Annotated in this window: 22 protein-coding genes and 2 pseudogenes; 18 read left to right on the forward strand and 6 right to left on the reverse strand. The window is 62.4% G+C overall.

The window, feature by feature from the left end:
• Positions 1-22: 22 nt before the first annotated feature.
• The 9 genes and pseudogenes from BRA1417_RS0119380 (at position 23) to BRA1417_RS0119420 (ending at position 9,027) form a co-directional block, all read left to right on the forward strand.
• Entirely contained in the window at positions 23-1,681 is a 1,659-nt protein-coding gene (locus BRA1417_RS0119380; RefSeq protein ID WP_027517221.1) for an acetolactate synthase large subunit, read from the forward strand.
• A 72-nt stretch (positions 1,682-1,753) separates the two neighbouring features.
• Positions 1,754-2,122, forward strand: a complete 369-nt coding sequence (locus tag BRA1417_RS0119385; protein ID WP_245286251.1) for a phasin family protein — start codon at positions 1,754-1,756, stop codon at positions 2,120-2,122.
• 203 nt (positions 2,123-2,325) lie between these two features.
• A pseudogene (locus tag BRA1417_RS0119390) lies at positions 2,326-2,541 on the forward strand (hypothetical protein); the annotation flags it as partial.
• A gap of 42 nt (positions 2,542-2,583) precedes the next feature.
• Positions 2,584-3,188: pseudogene (locus BRA1417_RS40590) on the forward strand (adenylate kinase).
• Entirely contained in the window at positions 3,185-4,357 is a 1,173-nt protein-coding gene (locus BRA1417_RS0119400) for an iron-containing alcohol dehydrogenase (RefSeq protein WP_027517224.1), read from the forward strand. The pseudogene BRA1417_RS40590 and the gene BRA1417_RS0119400 overlap by 4 nt, the downstream one beginning before the upstream one ends.
• A 24-nt stretch (positions 4,358-4,381) precedes the next feature.
• The gene (locus tag BRA1417_RS0119405) at positions 4,382-5,056 is read left to right on the forward strand and encodes a poly(R)-hydroxyalkanoic acid synthase subunit PhaE (RefSeq protein ID WP_035968653.1); all 675 of its coding nucleotides are present in this window, start codon (positions 4,382-4,384) and stop codon (positions 5,054-5,056) included.
• Positions 5,053-6,174 (forward strand): class III poly(R)-hydroxyalkanoic acid synthase subunit PhaC, encoded by a 1,122-nt coding sequence (gene phaC / locus BRA1417_RS0119410; protein ID WP_027517226.1) that lies wholly within the window; start codon positions 5,053-5,055, stop codon positions 6,172-6,174. Before BRA1417_RS0119405 ends, phaC begins: the two co-directional genes overlap by 4 nt.
• Positions 6,174-8,096 (forward strand): acyl CoA:acetate/3-ketoacid CoA transferase, encoded by a 1,923-nt coding sequence (locus BRA1417_RS0119415; RefSeq protein WP_027517227.1) that lies wholly within the window; start codon positions 6,174-6,176, stop codon positions 8,094-8,096. Before phaC ends, BRA1417_RS0119415 begins: the two co-directional genes overlap by 1 nt.
• A complete protein-coding gene (locus tag BRA1417_RS0119420; RefSeq protein ID WP_245286252.1) occupies positions 8,074-9,027 on the forward strand; it encodes an alpha/beta fold hydrolase in 954 nt (317 codons plus the stop codon). Before BRA1417_RS0119415 ends, BRA1417_RS0119420 begins: the two co-directional genes overlap by 23 nt.
• 327 nt (positions 9,028-9,354) lie before the next feature.
• Here the strand turns inward: BRA1417_RS0119420 and BRA1417_RS0119430 are convergent, their stop codons facing one another.
• Positions 9,355-10,221: a ferritin family protein gene (locus BRA1417_RS0119430; protein WP_027517229.1), complete on the reverse strand. Its 867-nt coding sequence runs from the start codon at positions 10,219-10,221 to the stop codon at positions 9,355-9,357.
• A gap of 201 nt (positions 10,222-10,422) precedes the next feature.
• Here BRA1417_RS0119430 and BRA1417_RS40595 point away from each other — a divergent pair, with 201 nt between their 5' ends.
• From BRA1417_RS40595 to BRA1417_RS45675, 8 genes are all read left to right on the forward strand, one after another.
• Positions 10,423-12,735 (forward strand): NosR/NirI family protein, encoded by a 2,313-nt coding sequence (locus BRA1417_RS40595; RefSeq protein WP_051448358.1) that lies wholly within the window; start codon positions 10,423-10,425, stop codon positions 12,733-12,735.
• 22 nt (positions 12,736-12,757) lie between these two features.
• Complete coding sequence (nosZ, locus tag BRA1417_RS0119440) at positions 12,758-14,704, forward strand: TAT-dependent nitrous-oxide reductase (protein ID WP_027517230.1); 1,947 nt, start codon at positions 12,758-12,760, stop codon at positions 14,702-14,704.
• 13 nt (positions 14,705-14,717) lie between these two features.
• Positions 14,718-16,079, forward strand: coding sequence for a nitrous oxide reductase family maturation protein NosD (locus BRA1417_RS0119445; RefSeq protein ID WP_027517231.1), 1,362 nt, complete (start codon positions 14,718-14,720; stop codon positions 16,077-16,079).
• Positions 16,076-16,984 carry an ABC transporter ATP-binding protein gene (locus BRA1417_RS0119450; RefSeq protein WP_027517232.1) on the forward strand — a complete coding sequence of 303 codons (909 nt, stop codon included), beginning with the start codon at positions 16,076-16,078 and terminating at the stop codon, positions 16,982-16,984. The genes BRA1417_RS0119445 and BRA1417_RS0119450 overlap by 4 nt, the downstream gene beginning before the upstream one ends.
• Positions 16,981-17,808: an ABC transporter permease subunit gene (locus BRA1417_RS0119455; RefSeq protein WP_027517233.1), complete on the forward strand. Its 828-nt coding sequence runs from the start codon at positions 16,981-16,983 to the stop codon at positions 17,806-17,808. The genes BRA1417_RS0119450 and BRA1417_RS0119455 overlap by 4 nt, the downstream gene beginning before the upstream one ends.
• Positions 17,805-18,362 (forward strand): nitrous oxide reductase accessory protein NosL, encoded by a 558-nt coding sequence (locus BRA1417_RS40600; protein WP_035968657.1) that lies wholly within the window; start codon positions 17,805-17,807, stop codon positions 18,360-18,362. The genes BRA1417_RS0119455 and BRA1417_RS40600 overlap by 4 nt, the downstream gene beginning before the upstream one ends.
• A 10-nt stretch (positions 18,363-18,372) precedes the next feature.
• Positions 18,373-19,368 (forward strand): FAD:protein FMN transferase, encoded by a 996-nt coding sequence (locus tag BRA1417_RS0119470; RefSeq protein WP_027517235.1) that lies wholly within the window; start codon positions 18,373-18,375, stop codon positions 19,366-19,368.
• A gap of 153 nt (positions 19,369-19,521) precedes the next feature.
• Positions 19,522-19,809 (forward strand): beta-propeller fold lactonase family protein, encoded by a 288-nt coding sequence (locus tag BRA1417_RS45675; RefSeq protein WP_256379232.1) that lies wholly within the window; start codon positions 19,522-19,524, stop codon positions 19,807-19,809.
• Between the two features lie 222 nt (positions 19,810-20,031).
• Here the strand turns inward: BRA1417_RS45675 and BRA1417_RS44125 are convergent, their stop codons facing one another.
• Complete coding sequence (locus BRA1417_RS44125) at positions 20,032-20,298, reverse strand: hypothetical protein (RefSeq protein WP_198034844.1); 267 nt, start codon at positions 20,296-20,298, stop codon at positions 20,032-20,034.
• Positions 20,299-20,433: 135 nt separating this feature from the next.
• On the opposite strand from BRA1417_RS44125, the gene dusA reads away from it, so the two are divergent.
• The gene (dusA, locus tag BRA1417_RS0119485; RefSeq protein ID WP_084462260.1) at positions 20,434-21,429 is read left to right on the forward strand and encodes a tRNA dihydrouridine(20/20a) synthase DusA; all 996 of its coding nucleotides are present in this window, start codon (positions 20,434-20,436) and stop codon (positions 21,427-21,429) included.
• Between the two features lie 33 nt (positions 21,430-21,462).
• Here the strand turns inward: dusA and BRA1417_RS0119490 are convergent, their stop codons facing one another.
• From BRA1417_RS0119490 to nhaD, 4 genes are all read right to left on the reverse strand, one after another.
• Positions 21,463-22,017 carry a TIGR02281 family clan AA aspartic protease gene (locus tag BRA1417_RS0119490; RefSeq protein WP_027517239.1) on the reverse strand — a complete coding sequence of 185 codons (555 nt, stop codon included), beginning with the start codon at positions 22,015-22,017 and terminating at the stop codon, positions 21,463-21,465.
• 28 nt (positions 22,018-22,045) lie between these two features.
• Positions 22,046-22,249, reverse strand: a complete 204-nt coding sequence (locus tag BRA1417_RS0119495; protein ID WP_027517240.1) for a DUF1289 domain-containing protein — start codon at positions 22,247-22,249, stop codon at positions 22,046-22,048.
• 44 nt (positions 22,250-22,293) lie between these two features.
• Complete coding sequence (locus BRA1417_RS0119500; RefSeq protein ID WP_027517241.1) at positions 22,294-23,889, reverse strand: HAMP domain-containing sensor histidine kinase; 1,596 nt, start codon at positions 23,887-23,889, stop codon at positions 22,294-22,296.
• Between the two features lie 137 nt (positions 23,890-24,026).
• Positions 24,027-25,304, reverse strand: a complete 1,278-nt coding sequence (nhaD, locus tag BRA1417_RS0119505) for a sodium:proton antiporter NhaD (protein ID WP_027517242.1) — start codon at positions 25,302-25,304, stop codon at positions 24,027-24,029.
• Positions 25,305-25,312 lie beyond the last annotated feature (8 nt).

Genomic DNA, 25,312 nt, shown 5'->3' on the forward strand with positions numbered 1-25,312 from the left:
TTCGAATGGGAGAGACGCGCTGATGGCTAAGGGATCAGATCTGTTGGTTGCCGCACTCGAGAACGAAGGCGTCGACCGAATTTTCGGCGTTCCCGGCGAGGAGAACTTGGATGTTGTGGAAAGCCTACGTAATTCGTCGATCAAGCTGGTCCTGACGCGCCACGAGCAGGGTGCGGCCTTCATGGCCGCGACCTATGGACGGCTGACCGGCAAGCCCGGCGTGTGCATCACCACGCTGGGCCCGGGCGCATTGAACCTGACCACTGGTGCCGCCTACGCGCTACTCGGCGCCATGCCCATGATCATGCTCACGGGTCAGAAGGGCATCATGAGCAGCCGGCAGGCCAAATTCCAGATCGTCGACGTGGTTGGCGCTTTCAAGCCGTTGACCAAGCTGTCGCTCCAGATCGTCAGCACGACCAGCATTCCGACGATCGTTCGCGATGCCTTTCGGATCGCCATGGAAGAACGCCCGGGTCCGGTGCTGCTCGAATTGCCGGAGGACATCGCCGGCGAAGAATCCGAGGATGTCGCGATGGTGGCGCCGCATCCGATTGAGATCCCGGTCGCCCATCGTGCCTCGCTGGACCGCGCCGCCGACATGATCCTCAAGGCCAAGCGGCCATTGATCATGCTCGGTGCCGCGGCATCCCGGCCGCGGAGCACGGCCGGCATCGGCGGCTTCGTCCGCCGCACGAAAATCCCGTTCTTCACCACACAAATGGGCAAAGGAACGGTACCCGGCGGCAGCAATCTCTACATGGGAACGGCGGCACTCAGCGAGCGCGACTACGTTCATGAAGCGGTCGACCGGGCCGATCTGATTATCGCCATAGGTCACGACACCATCGAAAAGCCGCCCTTCATTATGGGCCCGAAAGGGCCTCAAGTCATCCACGTCAGCTACACGCCAGCCAACGTGGAGCGGGTCTACTTTCCGCAGTGCGAAGTTGTCGGCGATGTTGGACCGAGCCTGGAGTTGCTGGCCGATCGTCTCGAGGGGCGGCTGCATCATGCCGGCGCGCTGTTAAGCCTTCGCGAAAGTATCCTGGCCCGGATCGGCGATCGCGCGACCGAGGAGCGCTGGCCCCCGACACCGCAACGCATCGTGCATGATGTGCGAAAGGTCATTCCCGAAGACGGCATCGTCGCGCTCGACAATGGAATGTACAAGATCTGGTTCGCCCGCAACTACCGCACCTATGTGGCGAACACGCTGCTGCTGGACAATGCGCTGGCGACAATGGGCGCCGGGCTGCCATCCGCCATGATGGCGGCGATGCTGCATCCGGAACGTCGCGTGCTCGCGGTCTGCGGCGACGGCGGCTTCATGATGAATTCTCAGGAGATGGAAACCGCAGTTCGCCTTAAATTGAATCTCGTCGTGCTTATCCTAGAAGATTCTGCTTATGGCATGATCCGCTGGAAGCAGGCGGTCGATAGTTTCCCCGACTTTGGCCTCACGTTCGGCAATCCGGATTTCGTCAAATATGCCGAGAGCTACGGCGCGAAAGGCTCGCGGGTCGAAAGCACGGACTCATTGATTCCGACGCTCGAAAACGCGTTCAAGGGCGGCGGGGTGCACCTCGTCGTGGTGCCGATCGACTACAGCGAGAATACGCGCGTGCTGGTGGATGAACTTCGCGAGAAGCTGAAACAGGTCGTTGAGCCGACCGTGTGAGCCGTCGGCAGGGTCAATTGGTGAGCTGAGCTGAAATTGGCGTGGTCGCAAACGTCGGCAATGGAGAGTGCAATGAGTGAGCAGATCAACGAGCAGGCCGAGAAGATGCGGGAAATGGCGCAGACCACGCTCGATAAGGCGAAAGAGGCTGTGTCGAAGTACATAACCGAATCTCAGAAATTGAGAGAGAAAGCCGATTCCAGCGTTCGCTCAACCTATTCGGCGGCGAAGGAGATGAATGAAAGGGCAGTCGCGTTCGCCGAGGAAAATGTGGCTTCGGGCTTCGAGCTTGCGCAACGGCTGTTGCAGGCCAAGGACCCGCAGGAAATGGGTGCAGTTTATCAGAGCCATCTCAAGGAGCAGATGGAAAAAATGAACGCACAGTTTCGCGAGCTTGCAACTGCAATGAGCCAGCCGCCGACGGTTGACCTGAAAAAGTAGGGCCAGTCGCCTCAAAGCGAACCAAGTCGCTTGACCATGGGATGTTGTCTGCACGCGGTGCGAGCGTGGACGAGGCGCCATCCGCTCAAGACAATCGTATCGTGGTGCGTCGAGGAGGCTCCAGGGTGGGCACGGAAAAGTCAGATACGCTGGTCCATGACGTGCCGGGCGGCTGGGCATGGCGGGCTCATGCTGACGCTGTCATTCAGTTTGCGTCGGGTCTGCCCAAGACCCGCTCTGGAAAGATCATGCGTCATATTCTGCGCAAGATCGCCGAGGACGAAGTCGGAGCGCTCGGCGACACGTCGACCTTAGCTGATCCCGCGGTGGTCGATGATCTGGTCAAAAACCGCCATAGCCAAAAAGGCGGCGTCGAAATGAATATCGAGAGGGCGACAGTGCCGAAGTGCGCCGGCTGAATCGCGCGGGCAAAGAGCTGAAACCGAGATATGGGCAACGATATGAGACTGGTTCTGTTGGGGCCGCCAGGCGCAGGTAAGGGCACGCAGGCGACGAGGATCGTCACTCGATTTGCGATCCCGCAATTGTCGACCGGAGACATGCTGCGTCAGGCGGTCGCGGAAGGCACGGCTGCGGGATTGCGCGTCAAGCACATCATGGATCGCGGTGAACTTGTGCCCGACGATGTCGTGGTATCGGTGATCGCCAATCGTATCGATCATTCCGACGCGGCAAACGGCTTTGTCCTTGACGGCTTCCCGCGCACGGTCGCGCAGGCCGAAGCGCTCGATCGGGAACTCGCCACCCGGGGCATCAAGCTCGACGCGGTACTTGAGCTCGAGGTCGGCGAAGATCCACTGCTCGGGCGCATCAAGGGGCGCGCCGACGAGGCGGCGAGCCGCGGCGCAGCGACGATAATCCGGAGGTCTTCAAGACCTGGCTCGACGTTTATCGCGAGCAAACCGCGCCGGTCACGGAATACTACCGGTCGCTGGGACTGCTCAACATCGTCGACGGCCTGCAGCCGATTGACGCCGTGACCGAACAGCTCGCCGTCGCGCTTGCGGCAGTAACGTCCGGTCAGATCAGGAGTGATGTCAGATGAAAGCTTTTACCTTCCAGGCACCGCCCAACATCCTGTTCGAGGCAGGCGCATCGAAAAAGCTGGCGGAGTTGGTTGCGGGATACGCGGCAAAACGTGTCCTGCTGGTGACCGACAAGGGTGTACGCAATGCAGGCCTGACGAAAAACGCCGAGGCCGGCCTGATTGCCGGCGGCTGCGAACTGACAATATTCGAAGATGTGGAGGCGGATCCGCCGTCGCATATCATCGAGCGGGCGGTCGCACTTTGCCGTGACAAGGACATCGAGCTGGTTGCCTCGATCGGCGGCGGCAGCGCGCTCGATACCGCGAAATTGGTGGCCTATCTGGCCAAGACGCCTGATCGCCTCGAAGATATTTACGGCGTCGGTCTTGCCAAGGGCGAACGCCTTCCGCTGCTGCTGGTGCCGACAACGGCCGGAACGGGCTCGGAGGTGACCCCGATCGCGATCGTCACCACGCCGACGACTGAGAAAAAGGGCGTCGTTGCGCCCCGCCTGCTTCCGGACTGGGCGATCCTTGATCCGGAGCTGACGCTCGGCCTGCCCGCGCATGTCACCGCGGCGACCGGCATCGACGCCATGGTCCATGCCATCGAAGCCTATACCAGCAAGCACCGGAAGAATCCGATGTCGGACCAGTTGGCGCGGCAGGCTCTCGCCCTGCTGTCGGCGAATGTCCGGACGGTCTGTGTGGACGGATCTAATCTCGAAGCGCGGTCGCAAATGCTGCTGGGTTCGATGCTGGCCGGCATGGCGTTCGCCAATTCCCCGGTCGCCGCCGTGCACGCGCTGGCCTATCCGATCGGCGCGCTGTTCCACGTGCCGCATGGCCTATCGAATGCCTTGGTGCTGACCCAGGTGCTGCGGTTCAATTTGCCGGAGGCAGAAGGCCTCTACGCCGAACTCGCGCCGATCGTCGATCCCAAGTCAGAAGGAATGAGTGTCAGCCAGCGAGCACGCCTGTTCGTCGATGCGATCGCAGCGATCTGCCGGGATTGCAACGTGCCGGCCTCGCTGGCCGATGTCGGCATCGCGAGGGGCGACCTGAAGAACCTCGCCGAGGACGCGATGAAGCAGACGCGGCTTCTCGTCAACAATCCCAGGGAATTGAGCTTCGACGATGCCCTGGCGATCTACACCGAGGCGTTCGGGAACCGCGCGGCGGCCTGAACGGGCACACAAACAGTGAGCAGCATGAGCGAGAACAATAAACCGGCTTCCGCTGAGTCCGATCCCGGCGTCGAATGGGCGAAGCTTTGGCAGACGATGGCGGAATCCTCAAACCGCATGGTCGAGGCGTGGTCGGGGTCGATGGCACCGTTCATGATGGCGCGTCTGTCCGAGAAGCCGGGTGGATTTGGCGACGGCAACGAATTGTCCGCAGCGATCGAGCGAATGGCGCAGGGGCCGCGGCTTGCCGACGTCTGGGACATCGACCGGAAAATGGCGTTGGCCTTTGGCGCCTGGATCGAGATGCGCCAGCGGCTTGCGCGCTACAATGCGGTTGCCGCCGCGCCGTGGCCCGAAGCGTCGAAGCGGTTCTACGAGACGATGTCCGCAACCGCTAGCGATGGGTCCCCGCAACCGGAGTGGCGCGAGGCGTTCGCCAAATGGAGCGAAATCTCCAACGAGGAACTGATCCGTAACCAGCGCACCGACGGCTTCTTGCAAGCTCAGAAAGAGCTGCTCCAGGCGGGACTCAAATTGCGGAGCCGGCAGGATGACGTGGCTGAAGCGGCGTCAGCCATGTTGGGCCTGCCGACTCGTAAGGATTTCGACGATGTGACGCGGCAATTGACCGAACTCCGCCGAGAAGTCCGTACGCTCGCCCGCCAGATCCGCGACCAGAAGAGCGAAGCCGCACGATGAGCGATCAGGAGAACCAGACCTCGCGCTTCGCCCGTGACATGGCGGCTAACGCCGAGAAGATGTTCAAGGCGACACAGCTGATCGCCAATACGCGGGATGAAGACGTCGCCATCGGCACCACGCCGAAGCATCTCGTCATGCGCCGCGACAAGGTCGAGCTGTTCCATTACGAGTCGACGGCGGAAGCGGCCGCGAAGACGCCCGTCCTTTTGGCCTACGGCCTGATCGGGCGGTATACCATGGCTGATTTACAGCCTGACCGCTCACTGGTGCGCAGCCTGCTCTCAAAAGGGCTCGATCTCTGGCTGATCGACTGGGGCCAGCCGGGCCGAACCGAGCGATGGCTGAAAATTGATGATTACGTCGATGACTACATCGATGCCGCAGTCGACCGCATCGCGCAGGAAACCGGCCGTGACAAGATCACGCTGCTCGGCATCTGCGAAGGCGGCGTCTTTACGACGTGCTACGCCGCTCTGCATCCGGAGAAGGTGAAAAATCTCGTCATCACCATCACGCCGATCGACTTCCATGCCGATGTCAAGGACAAGGCCGCGCACCACGGCTTCCTCAACCTCTGGACCCGTAGCCTCGATCCTGATGACATCGACAAGCTGGTCGACACCTATGGCGTGCTGCCGGGCGAGTTCATGAGCTCGGTGTTCTCGATGATGACGCCGATGCGCTCACTGACGAAGTACAATGTCGATCTCATCGACGTCGTCGATGACGAGGCCAAGTTCATGAATTTCCTCCGCATGGAAAAGTGGCTCGCGGATCGTCCGCATCATCCTGGCGAAGCGGCGAAGCAGTGGCTGAAGGATCTCTACCAGGAGAACCGCCTGGTCGATGGCAGCTTTGAACTGTCCGGCCGTCGGGTCGATCTGAAGTCGATCACGGCTCCCGTGCTGAATGTTTTTGCGCTGGACGACCACATCATTCCGCCGGACTGCTCGCGCGCGCTCGGAGCGAAGATCGGCAGCACCGATTATACCGAAATTCCGCTGCCCGGCGGCCATGTCGGCCTGTTCGTCTCCAGCAAGTCGCAGGGCAAGCTGAGCCAGAGCATTGCCGACTGGCTGGTCGCCCGCGACGCCAATTCCGCAAGAGAAACCTGATGCGCAACAAGATCGTCGACGCCGCCGAGGCGGTTGCCATCATCCGTTCCGGTGACACCGTCGCCTCGTCCGGCTTCGTCGGTGTGGGAACGCCCGACGAGATCATCAAGGCGCTGGAGCGGCGCTTCGTGCAGACCGGAGAGCCGCGGGACCTTTCGCTGGTGTTCGCGGCAGCGCCAGGGGACGGCGCCGATCGCGGCCTCAACCGCCTGGCGCATCCCGGGCTGATCAAACGCCTGGTTGGTGGACATTTCGGCCTGGTTCCGAAACTCGCCCGGATGGCGGTCGACAATCACGTCGAGGCCTATAATTTGCCGCTCGGATGCGTATCGCATCTGTTTCGCGAAATTGCGGGGCGCAAGGCCGGGCTTCTCTCCAAGGTCGGGCTCGGCACTTTCGTCGATCCGGCCAATGGCGGCGGAAAGCTGAATGCGCGCACCACCGAAGAGCTGGTGCGGCTGATCGAAATCGACGGCGAACAATGGCTCTTCTACAAGGCATTTCCGATCAACGTTGCGATCATCAGAGGTACCACCGCCGACCACAACGGCAACATCTCGATGGAGAAAGAGGCGTTGACCCTCGACAATCTGGCGTTGGCAACGGCTGCCAAGAATTGCAAAGGGTTCGTCATCGCGCAGGTGGAGCGCATCGCCGCGTCCGGTTCGCTCAATCCGCGTCACGTCAAAATTCCGAGCGTCTTGATCGACTGCGTCGTCGTTGCGCAGCCCGAAAACCATGTCCAGACCTATGCCACCGGCTACAACGGCGCGTTCTCGGGTGAATTGCGTGCGCCGGCCGATCGCAATGTTCCGATGGCGCTGGATAACCGCAAGATCATTGCGCGCCGCTGCGCCCTGGAATTGCCGATGGGCGGCGTGGTCAATCTCGGCATTGGCATGCCCGAGGGCGTTGCGTCGGTTGCCGCCGAGGAGAAGCTGTTCGACTTTGTGACGCTGACCGCCGAGCCTGGCATCATCGGCGGTATTCCGCAAGGCGGCCTCGATTTCGGTGCTTCGATCAATGCAGAATCGATCATCGACCAGAACCAGATGTTCGATTTTTACGACGGCGGCGGGCTCGATCTGGCCTGTCTCGGCATGGCTCAGGTCAATGGCCGCGGAGACGTCAACGTCAGTCTGTTCAATGGCCGCCTGGCCGGCGCCGGCGGCTTCATCAACATATCCCAGAATGCGCGCCGGCTGATCTTCGCAGGCACCTTCACCACCGGTGGGCTCAAGACATCGGTCGTGGATGGCGAGCTCAAGATCCTCAGCGAAGGAAAATCATCGAAATTCATCGACAAAGTGGATCAGATCACGTTTTCGGGCCAGCTTGCCGCAACCAACAGGCAGCCGGTTCTCTATGTGACCGAGCGATGCGTGTTCAAGCTTACCCAGGAAGGTCTCGAACTAACGGAGATCGCGCCGGGTGTCGACATGGAGCGCGACATTCTCGCGCTGATGGGCTTTCGCCCCATCATCCAAGCGCCGAAATCGATGGATGTTTCGCTGTTCAGCGAAGCGCTGATGCAGCTCGACGACCGGCTGCTCAACAGGCCGCTGGTGGAGCGGCTGTCGTACGATGCCGATCGCAACACGCTGTTCCTCGGGCTCGACGGCTATCGGGTCCATAGAGATGCCGACGTTGAAGTAATCCGGGCGTCGATCCTCGAGCTCTTCCATCGTGTCGGACGCCGGTTTTCCGCAGTCGTCAATTACGATTCGTCTTACATCGCTCCCGACATGGCGGAGAAATGGTTTTCAATGGCCGCCGAGGTCGAGCGGACCTGCTACGATCATGCTTCGCGCTACACCACCAGCGCATTCATGCGTCTGAAGCTCGGCGACGCGTTGTCACGTCGCGACGTCGCGCCGCATATCTTCGAGACCTCGGCCGATGCTCACCGGTTTGTCGAATAAACCGATGCGGCTGAAATCCACCGAGGTGCGCCCCGCGGATTGGCCTGAAGGACGGCAGATGGCGCCCGACCGTATCGGTTCGGTGCGCGGGCTGACCCGCCGCAGCTTCCATCGCATCGCATTCACGGATTGGGGACCGGCGTCCGGGGTGCGGCCAGTACTCTGTGTCCACGGGTTGACGAGAAACGGCCGGGACTTCGATCATCTCGCTGCAGTTCTCGCCAGCGCGGGCCGGCGTGTCATTTGCCCGGATTTGCCGGGCCGGGGACAAAGCGAGCGGCTGCAGGACAGCAGCGACTACGCGTTGCCGCAATATTGCAGCGATATGACAGTGCTGATGGCGGGCCTGGGTGCAACGGAGATCGACTGGGTCGGCACGTCGCTCGGTGGCCTGATCGGGATGGTGCTGGCCGCCCTTCCGGGCAGTCCGATCCGTCGCATCGTCATCAACGATATCGGACCGTATTTGCCCTGGGCCGGATTGCTTCGCCTCGGCGCCAATCTCAACGATGCGCCAAGATCCTTTGAGACGATCGAACAGGCCGAAGGCTACTACCGGCAGGTTTTGGCGCCCTTCGGGCGATTGGAGGATGCGCACTGGCGGCATCTGACAACGCATAGTGTGAGCTGGAGCGCGGAGGGGCGCTGCTTCAGGCCGCTGTGCGATCCGAACATCGCTCAGGCCTTTCGAAACCCTTGGCACTATAGCGTCGATCTCTGGAAATACTGGGATGCGATCGATGTCCCCATTCTTGTGATACGCGGGCAGCAATCGGATTTGCTTCCCGAAGCCGTCCTCAGGGACATGATGCGGCGCAATCCTAATATCCGCGTCCACACCATTGCGGATTGCGGCCATGCGCCGGCCCTGATCGCTGACGACCAGATCGAGGTCGTGACGCAGTTTCTGAGCGGCAACGACCCCACTTAACGGTGAGCACTTTATGCCGAACCGCACCAATAACGGTGTTAGTTCCAACCTGGCTGTACTCACGATGATGTCGAAACTCATACTCGATCTTCTATTTCACGGACGCGCCTGACCTGATGCGCGGTTTAGTTTCCGGAGACGCAGCTGAAAGTCACGCCTACGAGCGCGCCAAGCGCATCGCCAAGAGCGATGGGACCACCTGGAAGGCCGAAGCTTTGAGAGCCGAGTTCAGTCGGCAGCTCGGCGCGGCTGCCGACGGTCATTGTCCCGACTGCACGGGTCCGATCGATCCGAGGTGTTGAGGCGGCGCTTTTTAAAGTGCCGTCGTCAGGCTGACAAGGAGCGGAGCCACGCAAGACGGGCTATCGAACGGCCGGCGAGAGCCTGGAGAGTTTCGAGGTGTGCCGCGTTGTCCTGCGCCTCCGCGCCCTCGAGATAGGCGTCCGTCAGGGCCTCGGCGATCGTCTCGGCATCACGCTGCTGAAGACTGGCCGGAAACCGCCCGAATCCATCCGACTGTTCCGACATCGATCGCGCTTCGCCCGCGAGCTCGCGAATCCTTGCAGCCTGCATCGGATCGAGGGCGCCTTCCATTTGCTCGAGACGACCGACCAACCGGCGCTCCAGGGCGCCGGCATCGATTCGCTCTGCCGGCGCCTCACCCCACCGTGCCACATCAGGTTCTTGCCGATAGGCCCGACGGCGTGCCTTGCGCAGGATGGCCACGTGACCGAGCTCCTCGCTCGCCATCGCCTCCGCGGCCTTTTTGATCTCGGGATCGTCGGCGAATGCCGCCAGGTAAGACCAGAACGCGAAGGCACGCTCCTCGTTGCGCACCGCCATAGCGAGCGCGCGGTAAGGGGTCATCAGGTTCGAAGCCTTGATTTCGGCTGTGGCGTCACTGTCGAACGTCTCGGGCGCCTCCCAGCGGACCAGAGCGGGATCCGGCAACTTCCCGCGGCGCGACTGTGACCAGCGCTGCACGCTATGGACGTGTTCGCGCTCCGCCGCCGCCAAATCGGAGAAGACCGTCAGCAGGTCGACACGGCCCTGACGTCGCATCTCTTCGGCGAGTTCCCCGTACTTGGTCGCGGCTTCCTGCTCCATGGCATTCGCAAGCGCGAACAGTTCGTCGAGCGAGTGCAGGGTCCCTGCCGGTTCCATCTTCAAGAGCGTCGTTCGCAGCAACGGCATGATCATATTCCTCGGCTGTTTGATGCAGCGCAAGTTGCGAGGCCATTCCTATCATTAGATAGACCTTCTTGACGCAGCACGATTTGCGTTGGCTCAATCGATCCTCCCGTCCGGCGTCAACGACGATCCCGGGACATCAAACATCGAAATTCGAATGGAATGAGCGTGCTCGGGCAGACCCGTTCCGCTTTGAGGTACTCCATGGTCCGGAGTTTTTTCGCCCACAGACGGCCTGCATCTGCAGCAGTCTTCGCGGTGATTGTCGCGATCTGCGCGACGTTGTGGGCACATGCGGCACTCGCTGCCGGCGATCTCGCCACTTTTCTGCCGAAGGTCACGCCCGCCGACTTCTTTCAAGGCGCCGACCGATTCGGTCCGCCGCAGGGAGATCCGCCGATCGTTCCGGTCTATCGCGGCGACCAGTTGCAGGGGTTCGTCTACCTCAATTCCCAGTTCGCCAACGCCACGGGCTATTCCGGCAAGCCGATCCAGGTTCTGATCGGCATCGATACCAAGGGCGTGCTCAAGGGATTCAAACTGGTCGAGCACAAGGAGCCGATTGTTCTCGTCGGGATTCCGGAGAAGAGGATCCTGGACGCCGTCAACAAGTTGATTGGTGCCGACATGAGCGAGGTGGCGCGCGGTGCTGCGCAGGCGCCCCAGGTCGACATTGTCAGCGGGGCTACGGTGACCGTGCTCGTGTTCGGAGACAGCATTGTCCGTTCCGCGACCAAGCTGATCAAGAGCGGCCGGCTCGGCGCCCAAGGCAATGCAGCCGCCAGCGCAGCGCCGCAAGCGTCGAAAGCCATCGATCCCGCAAAGAGCGAGGTTCGCGATTGGCAAAGTCTCGTCGGTGACGGCTCGGTGAGGCGGCTCTTTCTGTCGGTCGCGGATATCAACAGGGCGTTCGAAAGCACTGGTAACGCCGCCGCGACCGCGCATCCGGAGACGGGCGATCCCGACGACACTTTCATCGATCTGTATGTCGCCGATGTCGCCGTTCCCACGATCGGACGGAGTCTGCTCGGAGACGACGGCTACCAACGGCTCGTCGGCCGTCTCAAGCCAGGTCAGCAGGCGCTGGTCGTGGCCGGATCCGGCCGCTACTCGTTCAAGGGAGCCGCCTACGTCCGCGGCGGAATCTTCGACCGCATCGAACTGGTTCAGGAGACCAACAGCGTCCGCTTCCGCGACCGCGATCACACCCGGCTCGGCAACCTTGCCGCCGAAGGTGCGCCCGACTTTCCGGAAATCGCGCTGTTCACGGTGCCTCCCGAGCTCGCGTTCGATCCGATTGAACCATGGGTGCTGCGGCTCCTGGTGCAGCGCGTGGTCGGCGCCCGAGACAAGGCTTTGGTCACCTTCGATCTCGGCTATGCACTTCCTGAGGCCTACCTGAAGCGCCAAGCGCCCCCGGCGCAGCCTCCGCAAGCGGCGGCTTCGAAGGCGTCGACGACCTCCGTTGCCGAGATGCGCGAAGTCGGTACGCCGCCGCCCGCGTCGGACGAGGAGCCGCTGTGGATGCGGATCTGGCGCGCCAACACCGTCAAGGTCGGCTTGACCGTGGCGGCGCTCGGCGCGCTCACCCTCATCTTCTTCTTTCAGAACGTGCTGGTTCGACGTCCAGCCGTGTACGTCTGGGTGCGCCGAGGCTACCTGCTCTTCATCCTTGTCTGGCTTGGCTGGTATGCGAACGCCCAGCTCTCTGTCGTCAACGTCCTGACCTTCGCGAATTCCCTGTTGACCGGTTTCAGCTGGGACTACTTCCTCTCGGCTCCCCTGATCTTCATCCTCTGGGCATCGATTGCGGCCGGGCTGCTGTTCTGGGGCCGTGGACCGTTCTGCGGCTGGCTTTGCCCGTTCGGCGCCCTGCAGGAATTGCTCAACAACGTCGCGCAGGCGCTCAAGGTGCCTCAATTCCGCGTTCCCTGGGGACTTCACGAGCGGCTCTGGCCGATCAAGTACATCATCTTTCTCGGCCTGTTCGGCATGTCCCTCTACTCGACCGCCTTCGCCGAGCAACTCGCCGAGGTCGAACCATTCAAGACGTCCATCATCCTGAAGTTCGCGCGGGAGTGGCCGTTCGTCCTCTATGTGTTGACCCTGCTCGCCGCCGGATTGTTCGTCGAGCGCTTCTTCTGCCGCTACATGTGCCCGCTCGGTGCTGCGCTGGCGATCCCAGGGCGCATCCGGATGTTCGAATGGCTGCGGCGCTGGCCGGAATGCGGCTCGCCCTGTCAGCGCTGCGCCAACGAGTGTCCGGTGCAGGCGATCCATCCGGAAGGTCACATCAACGTCAATGAGTGCATCTACTGCATGCACTGCCAGGAACTCTATTTCGACGACCACCGCTGCCCGCACATGATCCAGGTGCGGCTGAAGCGGGAAAAGCGCCAGGCGATGTCGTCGCCATCGATGCGCTCCGGCGGCAAGGGTCCGGACACGCTCATCATTGCTGGCGGTAAACCCGTCCGCGCGGCGCCCGCCGACGCTATCACTCCACCTGCAACCTGAAACGAAAGCCGAGGAGACCATCATGAGCGACAACGAAAACGCAAAGGGCGTCAGCCGACGAACCCTGCTGGGGACCACTGCCGCGGCTGCGGGCGTTGGACTCGCCGGCGGAGCTGTGATGAAGGACGGCGGCTTCGTCTCGGTAGCCGACGCGCAGACCAAAGCTGGCACCCCCAAGGCGCCGCCGGCGCGTCCGGCTGTGCAGAAGACGGAAGTCGCGCCGGGCGAGCTCGACGAATACTACGTCTTCTTCTCGAGCGGCCAGTCCGGCGAAATGCGCATCGTCGGCCTGCCCTCGATGCGCGAACTGATGCGCGTTCCGGTCTTCAACCGCTGCAGCGCCACCGGCTGGGGACAGACGAATGAAAGCCTCAAGGTTCTGACCGAAGGATTGCAGCCGGAGACACGAGAGTTTCTCAAGAGCCGCGGCGGCACCTACCTGAACGGCGACCTGCATCACCCCCATATCTCATTCACCGATGGGACCTATGACGGCCGCTACGCCTTCATGAACGACAAGGCCAACAGCCGCGTCGCGCGGGTGCGCCTCGACGTCATGAAGTGCGACAAGATCATCGAGTTGCCAAACCAGCACACGGTGCACGGCCTGCGCGTGCAGAAATATCCGCGCACGGGTTATGTCTTCGCCAACGGCGAGGACGCCGTTCCCTTGCCGAACGACGGTAAGATCCTTGACGACAGGAAGCAGTATCGCTCGATCTTCTCGGCGGTCGACGGAGATACAATGAAGGTCGCATGGCAGGTGATCGTCGACGGCAATCTCGACAACGTCGATGCCGACTACCAGGGCAAATACGCCTTCTCGACCTGCTATAACGCGGAGGAGGGCGTCACCCTCGCCGAAATGACCGCCAACGAGCAGGACTGGGTCGTCATTTTCAACCTGAAGCGGATCGAAGAGGCCGTGAAAAAGGGCGACTTCAAGGAAATGAAAGGCGTGCCGGTCATCGACGGCCGCAAGGGCTCGCCGTACACGCGCTATGTTCCGGTCTCGAACAATCCGCATGGCATGAACACCGCTCCCGACGGGATCCACATCGTTGCGGCCGGAAAGCTCTCACCGACGGTCACCGTGATGGACGTGCGGCTGTTCGATCAATTGTTCGACGACAAGATCAAGCCGCGCGACGTCGTTGTCGCCGAGCCCGAACTCGGCCTCGGACCGCTGCATACAGCTTATGATGGGAAGGGCAACGCCTACACCACCCTGTTCCTCGACAGCCAGGTCTGCAAGTGGAATATCGACCTCGCCAAACGGGCGTTCAAGGGCGAGAAGGTCGATCCCATCATCCAGAAGATCGACGTGCACTATCAGCCCGGTCACAACCACTCCTCGATGGGGCAGACCAAGGAGGCCGACGGAAAATGGCTGATCTCGCTGAACAAGTTCTCGAAGGATCGATTCCTCAACGTCGGTCCGCTGAAGCCCGAGAACGATCAGTTGATCGACATCTCGGGCGATCAGATGAAGCTGGTTCACGATGGTCCGAGCTTTGCGGAGCCCCATGACGCCACCATCGTGCACCGGTCCAAGATCAATCCGATCTCGATCTGGGATCGCGCGGACCCGATGTTTGCGGATGCAGTCAAGCAGGCCAAGGCTGACGGCATCGACCTGGAAGGTGATTCCAAGGTCATCCGCGACGGCAACAAGGTGCGGGTCTACATGACCTCGACGGCTCCGGCATTCGGGCTCGAGCAGTTCCAGGTCAAGCAGGGCGACCAGGTCACTGTCTTCATCACCAACATCGATGCAGTCGAGGACCTGACCCACGGCTTCAGCATCGTGAACTACGGCATCCAGATGGAAGTCGCGCCGATGGCGACGGCATCGGTGACGTTCAGTGCCGATAAGCCCGGCGTGTACTGGTACTACTGCTCGTGGTTCTGCCATGCGATGCACATGGAGATGAAGGGCCGCATGTTCGTGGAGCCGAAATCGGTTTGATTGGAGTGACGCCGTGCGTCTTTCGTTACACCTGCTTCCGGCGGCGCTCGTCGCCGCCGGATTGGCCGGCTCTGCCAACGCGGAGACGCTGACGGCTGTGCCAAGCCAGTCGCTGCAAGCGTTGCTGGATCACGCGCGCGACGGTGACGTGATCCAACTTGCTTCGGGAGACTACAACGGTGCGATCCGGATCGATCGTCCCCTTGTGCTGACCGGACACCCCGGCGCCGTGCTCGACGGCGGCGGCACCGGCAACGTCGTGACGGTGACCGCGCCGGATGTGACCATCAGCGGCGTGACCGTCCGGGGCTCCGGGCGCGATCTGCAGGCGATGAATTCCGGAGTCTTTCTTCAGAAGACCGCCGAACGCGCGAGGATCGAGAACAACCGTCTGGTGGGAAACCTCTTCGGTGTCTACGTGCACGGAGCAGCGGGGTCACAGGTCGTTCGCAACACGATCGAAGGGATTCGCGGCGGTCGCCTCAACGAGGCCGGCAACGGCGTGTCGCTCTGGAATGCGCCTGACGTCACCATCGCCGACAACAATTTTCGCTACGGGCGGGATGGCATCTTCAGCATTTCGAGCCGCAAGGACCGCTTCATCGGCAACCGCTTCGAGCAGGTCCGCTTCGCGGTCCACTACATGTACACCAACGACAGCGAAGTCAGTGGCAATGTCTCGATTGGAAACCATGTCGGTTACGCCATCATGTACTCAAACCGCCTGCGAATCCGCGACAACATTTCTGAGCGCGATCGAGATCACGGCTTCCTGTTCAACTATGCCAACTACGCCGAGATCGAAGGCAACAGAGTGACGGGCGGTCCGCTGGATACCATCGTCGACAGAGGCGACGAGCGTCCCGACGACGAGCGCGGCATGATTCCAGAGGCGAGGCGGGAGCCGGGCTTGCGGAGCGGCCCGGAAAAATGCGTCTTCATCTACAACACGAACCATAACCGGTTCCGGAACAATTGGTTCGAGCGGTGCGCCATCGGCGTTCATTTCACAGCGGGGTCCGAGGGCAACGAGATCACCGGAAACGCCTTCGTCGGCAACCGCAATCAAGTCAAATACGTCGGCACCCGCGACCTCGATTGGTCGAAAGGTGGCCGCGGCAACTACTGGAGCGACAACCCGGGCTTCGACCTCGACGGCGACGGTATCGCCGATACGGCCTACCGGCCCAACGATTTGGTCGACCGGGTGCTGTGGACCGCGCCCTCGGCAAAGGTCCTGATCAACAGCCCGGCGGTCCAGGTTCTGCGGTGGGCGCAGGCTCAGTTTCCGGCGCTCTACCCGGGCGGCGTCATCGACAGCCGGCCCTTGATCGCTCCGCCGCCGCGTCCGTCGGGCAAGGAGCAGCGGCGATGAGCGCGACCGTCTCCGTCACCGGCATAGTGAAGAACTACCAGGCCGTGCGGGCCCTGCGCGACGTCTCGTTCGAGCTCGTCCCGGGACGGCTCAGCGCGCTGGTCGGGCACAATGGCGCCGGCAAGACCACGCTGATCAAGTTGTTGCTGGGGTTGATCCGTCCGGACCGGGGCTCAATTCGCGTGCTGGGCGAGGACCCCGCCGCCGGCGAATTTTCGGCCCGCCGGCAGCTTGGATTTCTTCCGGAGAACGTCGCGTTCAACGCGGCGCTGACCGGGCGGGAAACATTGTCCTTCTACGCGCGGTTGAAGCGGGTCGAGCCCTCCAAGGCGTGGCCTTTTCTGGATCGCGTCGGGTTGACCGATGCGGCGGACCGCCGGGTCGGCACCTACTCAAAGGGCATGCGGCAGCGCCTCGGACTGGCGCAGGCGCTGCTAGGGCGGCCTCGCGTGCTCCTGCTGGACGAGCCGACGACGGGCTTGGATCCGGCACTGCGGCAAACCTTCTACGAAATCTTGAATGAACTCCGCGACGACGGCGCCACGGTGCTGATTTCGTCGCATGCGCTGAACGAACTCGAAGATCGCGCTGAGCACGTTCTCATCATGAACAGGGGCTTGCTCGTCGCGCAGGGCTCGCTGACGGAACTGCGCTCGATCTCACAACTGCCGATCCGGGTTTCGCTCGATCTTGCGCCCGGCGCCAGCGTACCCGCGGCGTGGATGAACGGCGAGAGCCTCGCGACCGCGCGCGGACGCCTACTGCTGGTGCCCGATGAGGCGGGCAAGATGGACGTGCTGAGAGCTGCCGCCGGAAATCCTGACGTCACCAATATCGAGATCGCGGCGCCGACTCTCGACGAGCTTTATGCGCATTTCCTCAATTCGCAGGAGAGCGTAGCGTGAGAACGATCCTCATCATCGCCATCAAGGAGATCCAGGAGGGGATGCGGAATCGCTGGGTGCTGGCAACCACGCTTCTCCTGGCTGCGCTCGCCTTGTCCTTGACGTTCCTTGGCAGTGCGCCCACCGGAAACGTAGGCGCGGGTGCGCTCGATGTTGTCGTCGTCAGCCTGTCGAGCCTGACGATTTTCCTGCTTCCGCTGATAGCGCTGCTGATCTCGCACGACGCCGTCGTCGGCGAGATGGAACGCGGCACCATGATGCTTCTCCTGAGTTATCCCGTGGGACGCAGCCAAGTGATCCTCGGTAAGTTCTGCGGTCACGTCCTGATCCTCGCCTTTGCAACCGTCATCGGCTATGGCGCCGCGGCCGCCGCCCTGGCGATGACCGGCGCCTCGGTACTCGCCGCGAGCTGGTACGCCTTCGCCTCGATGCTCGGAACGTCGATCATGCTGGGTGCCGCCTTCGTCGCGGTTGGCTACCTGATCAGCAGCCTAGTGCGCGACAGGGGCACCGCCGCGGGCGTGTCGGTGGGCGTGTGGTTGTTGATGGTGCTGGTGTTCGACATGGCGCTGCTCGGGATATTGGTTGTCGACCAGGGAAAGCTCGTGTCCGCACCTGTCCTGGAAGCTCTACTGTTCCTCAATCCGACGGACTTGTACCGGATGACGAACCTGACTGGATTCAACGTCAGCCAATTCTCGGGAATGGCCGGGCTTGCTGGAACTGCGACCACCAGCCTTGGCGCGCTATTGATCGGCCTGGCAGCCTGGGTCGTCGCGCCCCTCGGTCTTGCTGCCATGTTCTTCGCACGGAGAGAGTTATGAGGCGCTTCGCACTCGTGTTCGCTGTGCTGGCTCCAATCTTGTTGGGCGGCTGCTGGGAAAAGCAGACGGCCGAGCTTCCGCCCCCTAGCAGGATGACCGCTGAGGACATCGGCCACTATTGCGGGATGAATGTGCTCGAGCATCCGGGTCCCAAGGGACACATCTTCGTCGCGAGCCTGATCGAGCCGGTCTGGTTCTCCTCGGTGCGCGACACCATCGGTTTCACAATGCTGCCGGACGAGCCCAAGGACATTCGGGCGATCTACGTGTCGGACATGGGCAAGGCGCCGAGCTGGGAGAAGCCGGGCGCGGACAACTGGGTCGAGGCGCGGAAGGCGCTGTTCGTGATCGGCAGTCGCGCAAAGAGCGGCATGGGCGGAGACGAAGCCGTTTCATTCGCTGATCGGGCGGACGCGGATAAGTTCGTCCGCGAAAACGGCGGCAGGATCGTCAATTTCGGCCAGGTGCCCCGCGACTACATCCTGGCCTCGGCTGGCGTCGAGGGAGGCGCTTCCGCCGACGAGGCCGACCCACGGCGCCAGAAAAGTGACTAAGGAGGACACGATGACGGGGATGATATCGCGCCGACGCTTCGTCAGGATCAGTGCCGCAGCGGCAGGACTTGGTCTTCTGCCCTCCGGCCGTGCCGTTCATGCCGGCGCTGGGCCCGTCGTCTGGCGCGGTACCATGCTGGGCGCGGCCGCCACGATGGAGATCCACGACGACGATCGCAGACGAGCGGAACGGCTGATCGCTTTAGCTTGCGCCGAGGCACGCCGGCTCGAGCGGCAGTTCAGTCTCTACCTGAAAGACTCTGCTCTCGCCGAACTGAACCGGACCGGCATCCTGGTTGGCCCCGCGCCCGAAATGGTCGAACTGCTGACTCTGTCACAGCGCTACTCCGAGCTAACGGAAGGCGCATTCGACCCGACGGTGCAGCCGTTGTGGGAGCTCTATACGAACCACTTCGCGCGAGAAGGGGCGGACACCGCCGGTCCGCCGCCTGCGGTGATCCAGGCCGCGCTCGGGTGCGTCGGCCATCACCGTCTGTCGGTCAGCCGCGACCGGATTGCGATGCCTCACGGAATGGCCGTGACGCTGAACGGGATCGCGCAGGGTTACGTGACGGACAAGATCGTCGAGCTGCTGCAGGCCGAGGGCATCTCTCACAGCCTGGTGGACATGGGCGAGACCCGGGCGATCGGCGCGCGGCCGGACGGCAGCGCCTGGGAAGTGGGCGTCGCCGATCCGGAGATCGTGGGCCGCACCGAGGCGATCCTTCCGATCGTTGATCGGGCCGTGTCGACCTCGGGGAGCTACGGGTTTCGGTTCGATGCCAAAGGCCGTTTCAACCATCTGTTCGATCCACGGACCGGCGCTTGCGCCGTGCGTTACCGGAGCGTCACGACGGTATCCCGTAGGGCGACCGCGGCGGACGCGCTGTCGACGGCGTTCAGCCTGATGCCGGTAGAGCGCATCCGTTCGCTGCTGCCATACGTCGACGTCGAACGCGTGCATCTCATCGATGCTGCGGGCAAGTCATCCGAAATCGCCGCTTGATCGATCGACTTCAAATCCCGAGGAAAAGGAGAACTTGATGAACCGGACAGCACTTGCAGCCCTGTTTCTCGCCAGGGTCTTGGCCAGGCGAGCGCGCAGGACGCCGCCGCGGCGTTCGGCACCATCCAGGTCTTCAAGGGTGGCGCGAACGGGCTGGCAGTCTATGCGATCGATGAGAAGACGGGCGAGTCCTCCCCCATACAGCACATAGAGTCACGCGGTGTGCATCCGCGCACGTTCCGGATCGACCCGAGCGGCCAGATGCTCGTCGCGGAGCATAACCTGCCTGTTACCGTGCGTGACGGCGACCAACTGAAGGTTGTTGCGGCTGGACTGTCGGTATTTCGCATCGGCGACGACGGCAAGCTGGAGTTCATACGCAAATACGACGTCGATGTCGGCAACAGCTCCATGTTCTGGATGGGCATGGTGGAGCTGTGAATAGCGAATCGTGGCTCTCCGCCATGATGGTGCGCTTGAGCAGAGGCAGGCAAAGCCGTCAGCCCTCGCCTCAGGGCGCGCTTTATCCTGAGCAGCTTGCCCGAATACGCTATGCGGCTAGCGCCGTTTGCTGGAAATTGGAGCTCGCCATGTAGGCGAAAGCTGCTTCGCCGGTCTCGCTCCTTCCGATGTCTGGATTTCAACGATCGTCAACTCACCTCGTCAATGCTCGACCGCGCCCGTCAGAAGCACCCGGGCGTGGTCCTGGTTCACATGTCTTCGATGTGCAGATCGATAATATCGCCGAAGGTTTTGACTTGGACAGCGGCACTGGGCTTTGGTGATCCGCTGCAATCGATATTTGCGCTCCACATCGAGGGCCCAGTCTTCGCCGTCCTTGCGCCGGCGGAAGGTCTCTGACACGTAGCGGTTCTTGCGGCGGACCTGGACGCGCCAGTTCCCGGAAGGCAATTGAGTGAAGCTGGCCACGGGCGTGTGCACTCCCCAATTCGTGTGCGCTACGTGTGCACTGAGAGGTCAAAACAGGTACAAACGTGTGCAATTTCGGCTAGTTTGGAGTGCACAGGTTCGTGTTTCATCCTATTGAGATGATAAGGTAAATCATTGAAATCACAACACTATCTCTTTTCCGTGGCGCCCATGATGGATTGGACCGACCGGCATTGCCGGGTGTTCCACCGTCACCTGACGCGGCGGGCGCTGCTCTATACGGAGATGCTGACTACTGGTGCCATCATTCATGGTCACCGGGAGCGGCTGCTTGGGTTCGACCTGGTCGAGCACCCGGTCGCGCTTCAGCTCGGCGGGTCGGATCCGCGCGAGCTGGCGCTGGCGGCGCGGATCGGCGAGGAGTTCGGTTATGACGAGATCAACCTCAACGTCGGCTGCCCCTCCGACCGCGTGAAGGACGGCCGTTTCGGCGCTTGCCTCATGGCGGAGCCTGATCTCGTGGCGAGGTGCGTCGAGGCCATGAAGGGTGCGGTTGCTGTGCCCGTCACCGTGAAGTGCCGCATCGGCATCGACGACCAGGATCCGGAGGTCGCGCTCGACAATCTTGCGCGCGCGGTCGTCGCCTCCGGCTGCGATGCGCTGATCGTGCATGCCCGGAAAGCATGGCTCAGCGGTTTGTCACCGAAGGAAAATCGCGACATCCCGCCGCTCGACTATGATCGCGTCTATCGCCTCAAGCGAGCGATGGCCGATATGCCTGTCATCATCAACGGCGGCATCCCCGGCATCGACGAGGCAAGAGCACATCTCGATCACGTTGACGGTGCGATGCTTGGACGAGCCGCCTATCAGGAGCCGTGGCGGCTGCTCTCGGTCGATACCGACATTTTCGGCGAGGCGGCGCCGCATGCCTCGATGCAGGATGCACTCGAAGCGATGATGCCCTACATCGAACGACAGCTCGCGCGCGGCACGCGGCTGCACTCCATGACGAGGCATTTCGTCGGCGCATTCCATGCCGTGCCCGGCGCGCGCGCCTTCCGCCGGCATCTTGCCGAGCAGGGGGTGAAGCCGGGCGCCGGCCTCGAGGTGCTGCGCGATGCGATTGCGCGTGTCGGTGCCCGCGCGCCGGCGGAGGCGGCAGCCTAGCCGGAGTCACATGACGAGCCGGATTGCAAAAGTCTAGTCGACTGCCAGGCGCGAGCGGCGGTGATTGGTCTGGAGCTCCGGATAACCGGTGAGCATCAGCTTGTCGGCGCGCACGCCCCAGCTCTCCAGGCGGTCCAGGAAGCTCATGCCGAGCAGGTTGGTCTTCATCTGACCGCGCGGCACGACGAGGGCGGGGACCGATTTCTCGACGAGGTGACCGACGGAGAGGCGGTCGATGGTGAGGCGGGCCGCCTTGGTGTGACCGCCCGCGGTTTCGAGATCGACGTCGTATTCGAGCATCTCAAGCGGCAGCCCGATCGCTTTCGCGGTTTCCCAGGTCAGCACTACCGAAGTCGCGCCGGTGTCGATGACCATCGGTGCGGCCACGCCGTTGATCTTTGCGCGCAGCGCGAATTCGCCGCCCTGGCCGCGAGGGATCTGCACGGCGGGGGCGGGCGCTGCGGTCTGCGGGCGAAAGATATGCGAGACCTTGCTGCTCGCGCGCGCGATCTGGTCGGAATCGCCATAGGCGACGACGGCACCGGCCGTGCCGGCGAGCGTGATGAGAACCAGCAGGAAGCGGGTCATTGCGTATCTCCAGATGCGCGCCGACCGGTCAGGTGTGTTTTGGCGATCCCGCGATGGGCGCAAGTCCAGCCTGATTCATGCGCGCCGGCAACAGCGCCATGACCGCCAGTCGTTCCGCGCTCTCCATGGCGTGCCAGCGCGCGATCTCCGGCAATGTGCGTCCGCAGCCGAAGCACAGCCTGGTCTTGGGATCGATCATGCAGACGGCGACGCACGGCGTTTCTTTGCTCATTCGGACATAGTGGCGGATGGTCGGGCATGTCTGCAAGCATCTCGTTACGAGCCCGTACCTGCGCTCATGATCGGCTTGCGACGGGGCCGGCGCTTCTCGTCCGCTACCGCGGAACTCTCGGGCTGGAGCGGCGGAGAATCATCCGACATCGGCGCCAGAGCGCTCATCACGCGCTCGGGCGGGAAGGTGACGATCACTTCGGTGCCGATGCGCAGCTTCGATTTCAGCGTGAACGTACCGCCATGTAGGTCGACCAGATTCTTGGCGATCGGCAGGCCGAGACCGGCGCCCTGTTCGGCCGATTTGATCGAGTTGGAGCCTTGGCCGAACGAAGCCAGCACGACCGGGATCTCGTCCTCGGGGATTCCGGAGCCGGTATCCTTCACCGAGAGATATTGTCCGCCTGAGGCCGTCCAGCCGGCCTTGAGCCAGATCTCGCTACCCTGCGGAGTGAACTTGATCGAGTTGGAGAGCAGATTGAGCACGACCTGGCGGATCGCGCGCTCGTCGGCCCAGAGCCGCGGCATTGCCTGCTCGAACACCTCGTGGATAGTGATGCCACGGCTCGAGGCGCGCAGCTTCATCAAATGATGGCAATCGGCGACGATGCCGACCAGCGACACCGCTTCTTCATTGAGCTCGTAGCGGCCGGCCTCGATCCGCGACAGATCGAGAATTTCGTTGATGAGGTTGAGCAGGTGGACGCCGGAATTGTGGATGTCCGCCGAGTACTCCTTGTAGACCGGCACGGCATGCGCGCCGAAAATCTCGCTCTTCATCACCTCGGAGAAGCCGAGGATCGCATTGAGCGGCGTCCGCAATTCGTGGCTCATCTGCGCCAGAAAGCGCGACTTGGCGACATTGGCGGATTCGGCGCGGTGGCGCGCTTCGTCCGAGATCGCCTTGGCCTGTTCGAGCTCGCCGATCAGTGCGTCCTTCTCGGCGCGCGCCTCGAGCGTGGCGAAGGTCGAAGAGTGCAGGCGGTGGGCCAGCAGCACAAAATAGCCTTCGGCGGCGAGGGCGAGCGCGGCCAGGATGTAATTGTCCAGCGAGCCGGTCATCACGAAGCTCAGCGCCATCGCGACCGCGACCGGCGCGGTGGCGGCAAGGGCGGCGATCGGCAGATTGGCGGCCAGCATGCTCGACACTGCGATCACCAGCAGCATCAGGAACATCATCAGCGATTCCGTGATCATGTCGAGCACGGGATGGATCAGGATCGCCATCCAGCAAAGGCCATAGAGCAGGTCGAGCACGACGAAACGCGTCTGCCATGCGCGCGTTGCCGCGGGCGAGGCGGGCTCGGCCAGGAAGCGGTGGCAGCTGCGGATCATCGCGGCATGGATGCAAAGCATGCCGGCGGTCCAGGCCGCGGCCGGGATCGGCTGCATCCACAGCCCAAACAGCACGCCTGTCGCGACCACAAGCAGCATCACGACATAGGAGGCCGACAGCCGCGTCTGGGCGTAATGACGCAGCATTTCGGCGTCGAAAGCCGGCCGGGTTCCACTGGTCGACGTTAACTTATCGCGCGCCTCGCGCACCCGCTGTGCCGCAGCCCGGCGATGGCTCGCCGACGGCACGCTCACCGGCTCGGCCGGAAGCTGCACAACCTCGGGCTTTTCAGCGGGTTTACTCATCGCACAACAACAATTCCTGCCCGCGCGGGGCGGGCCTTCTGCATTGTCTATCTCTGGCAAGAAATCCTTAAGAGGTGACTTAAGGAGCTAAAGAATTACGTTAACCCGGCGTTAATTTTGGATCCGGCGTGAGCCGCTCAATGCAGCGCCGCGTGCTGCGCGATGTACACCACGGCGCCCGCCAAGTAACCGGCGAGCGCGGGAACGGCGATGCGGCGGGCGTACCAGAGGAACTCGATGCGCTCGAGTCCCATGGCGGCGACGCCCGCGGCCGAGCCGATGATCAGGATCGAACCGCCGGTGCCGGCGCAATAGGCGATGAACTCCCAGAGGAAGCTGTCGGGTGGATAATGCGCCAGGTCGTACATGCCCATGGTCGCGGCGACCAGCGGCACGTTGTCGATGACGGCGCTAAGCAGCCCGAGCACGATCACGATGATGTCCTGTCGGCCGATCGCGGTGTCCAGCCATTTGGCCAGCATGGAGAGCAGGCCGGCATGTTCGAGGCAGGCGACCGCGAGCAAGATTCCGAGGAAGAACACGATCGAGCCCATGTCGATCCGCGTCAGCGCATTCGCAAGCGTGAGGGGACCGCGGACATGCTCATCCTTGTCGCGGTGAACGATCTCGCCGACCAGCCACACGATGCCAAGCCCAAGCAGGACGCCCATGAAGGGCGGCAGGTGCGTGACCGTCTTGAAGACGGGCACCGCGATCAGTACGCCGAGTCCGAGATAGAACATCACGTTCCGCTCGAACGGATCGACGCTTTGCAATCCGTCCTCTTTCGGCGGTGGTGCGATGGTCTTGCCCTTGAGCGAAAAGCTGATGAATGCGAGCGGCACCAGCAGGTTGAGTAGCGAGGGCAAGAAAACGGAGCCCATGATTTTCAGGGGCGAAATCTGCCCACCGATCCACAGCATGGTCGTGGTGACGTCGCCGATCACGGTCCATGCACCGCCGGCATTAGCGGCGATGACGATGAGGGAGGCGAACAGCAGCCGGTCGTCGCGCTTGGCGATCAATCGCTGGATCAGCGAGACCATGACGATGGTGGTGGTCAGATTGTCGAGGATTGCGCTGAGGAAGAAGGTCACGAAGCCAATCAGCCATATCAGACGAACCTGGCTGGTGGTGCTGATGCGGGAGGTAATGACTTCGAAACCATCATGGGCGTCGATCACTTCGACGATCGTCATCGCGCCAATCAGGAAGAACACGATCTGCGCGGTGGAGGCGACGGACTCATCTAGCTGACGGCCGACCAGCGTGTGGTCACCGGTCGCGAGCGCATAGATTGTCCAGAGCACGCCGGCGCCGAGGAGCGCAGACGCGCTCTTGTTCACCCCGATCGGATGCTCGAGCGCGATCGCCGCATAGGCGAAGACGAAGATTGCGGCGAGTGCGATCAGCAAGGCAGGAT

It is taken from the genome of Bradyrhizobium sp. WSM1417 (assembly GCF_000515415.1).
GTDB lineage: Bacteria > Pseudomonadota > Alphaproteobacteria > Rhizobiales > Xanthobacteraceae > Bradyrhizobium.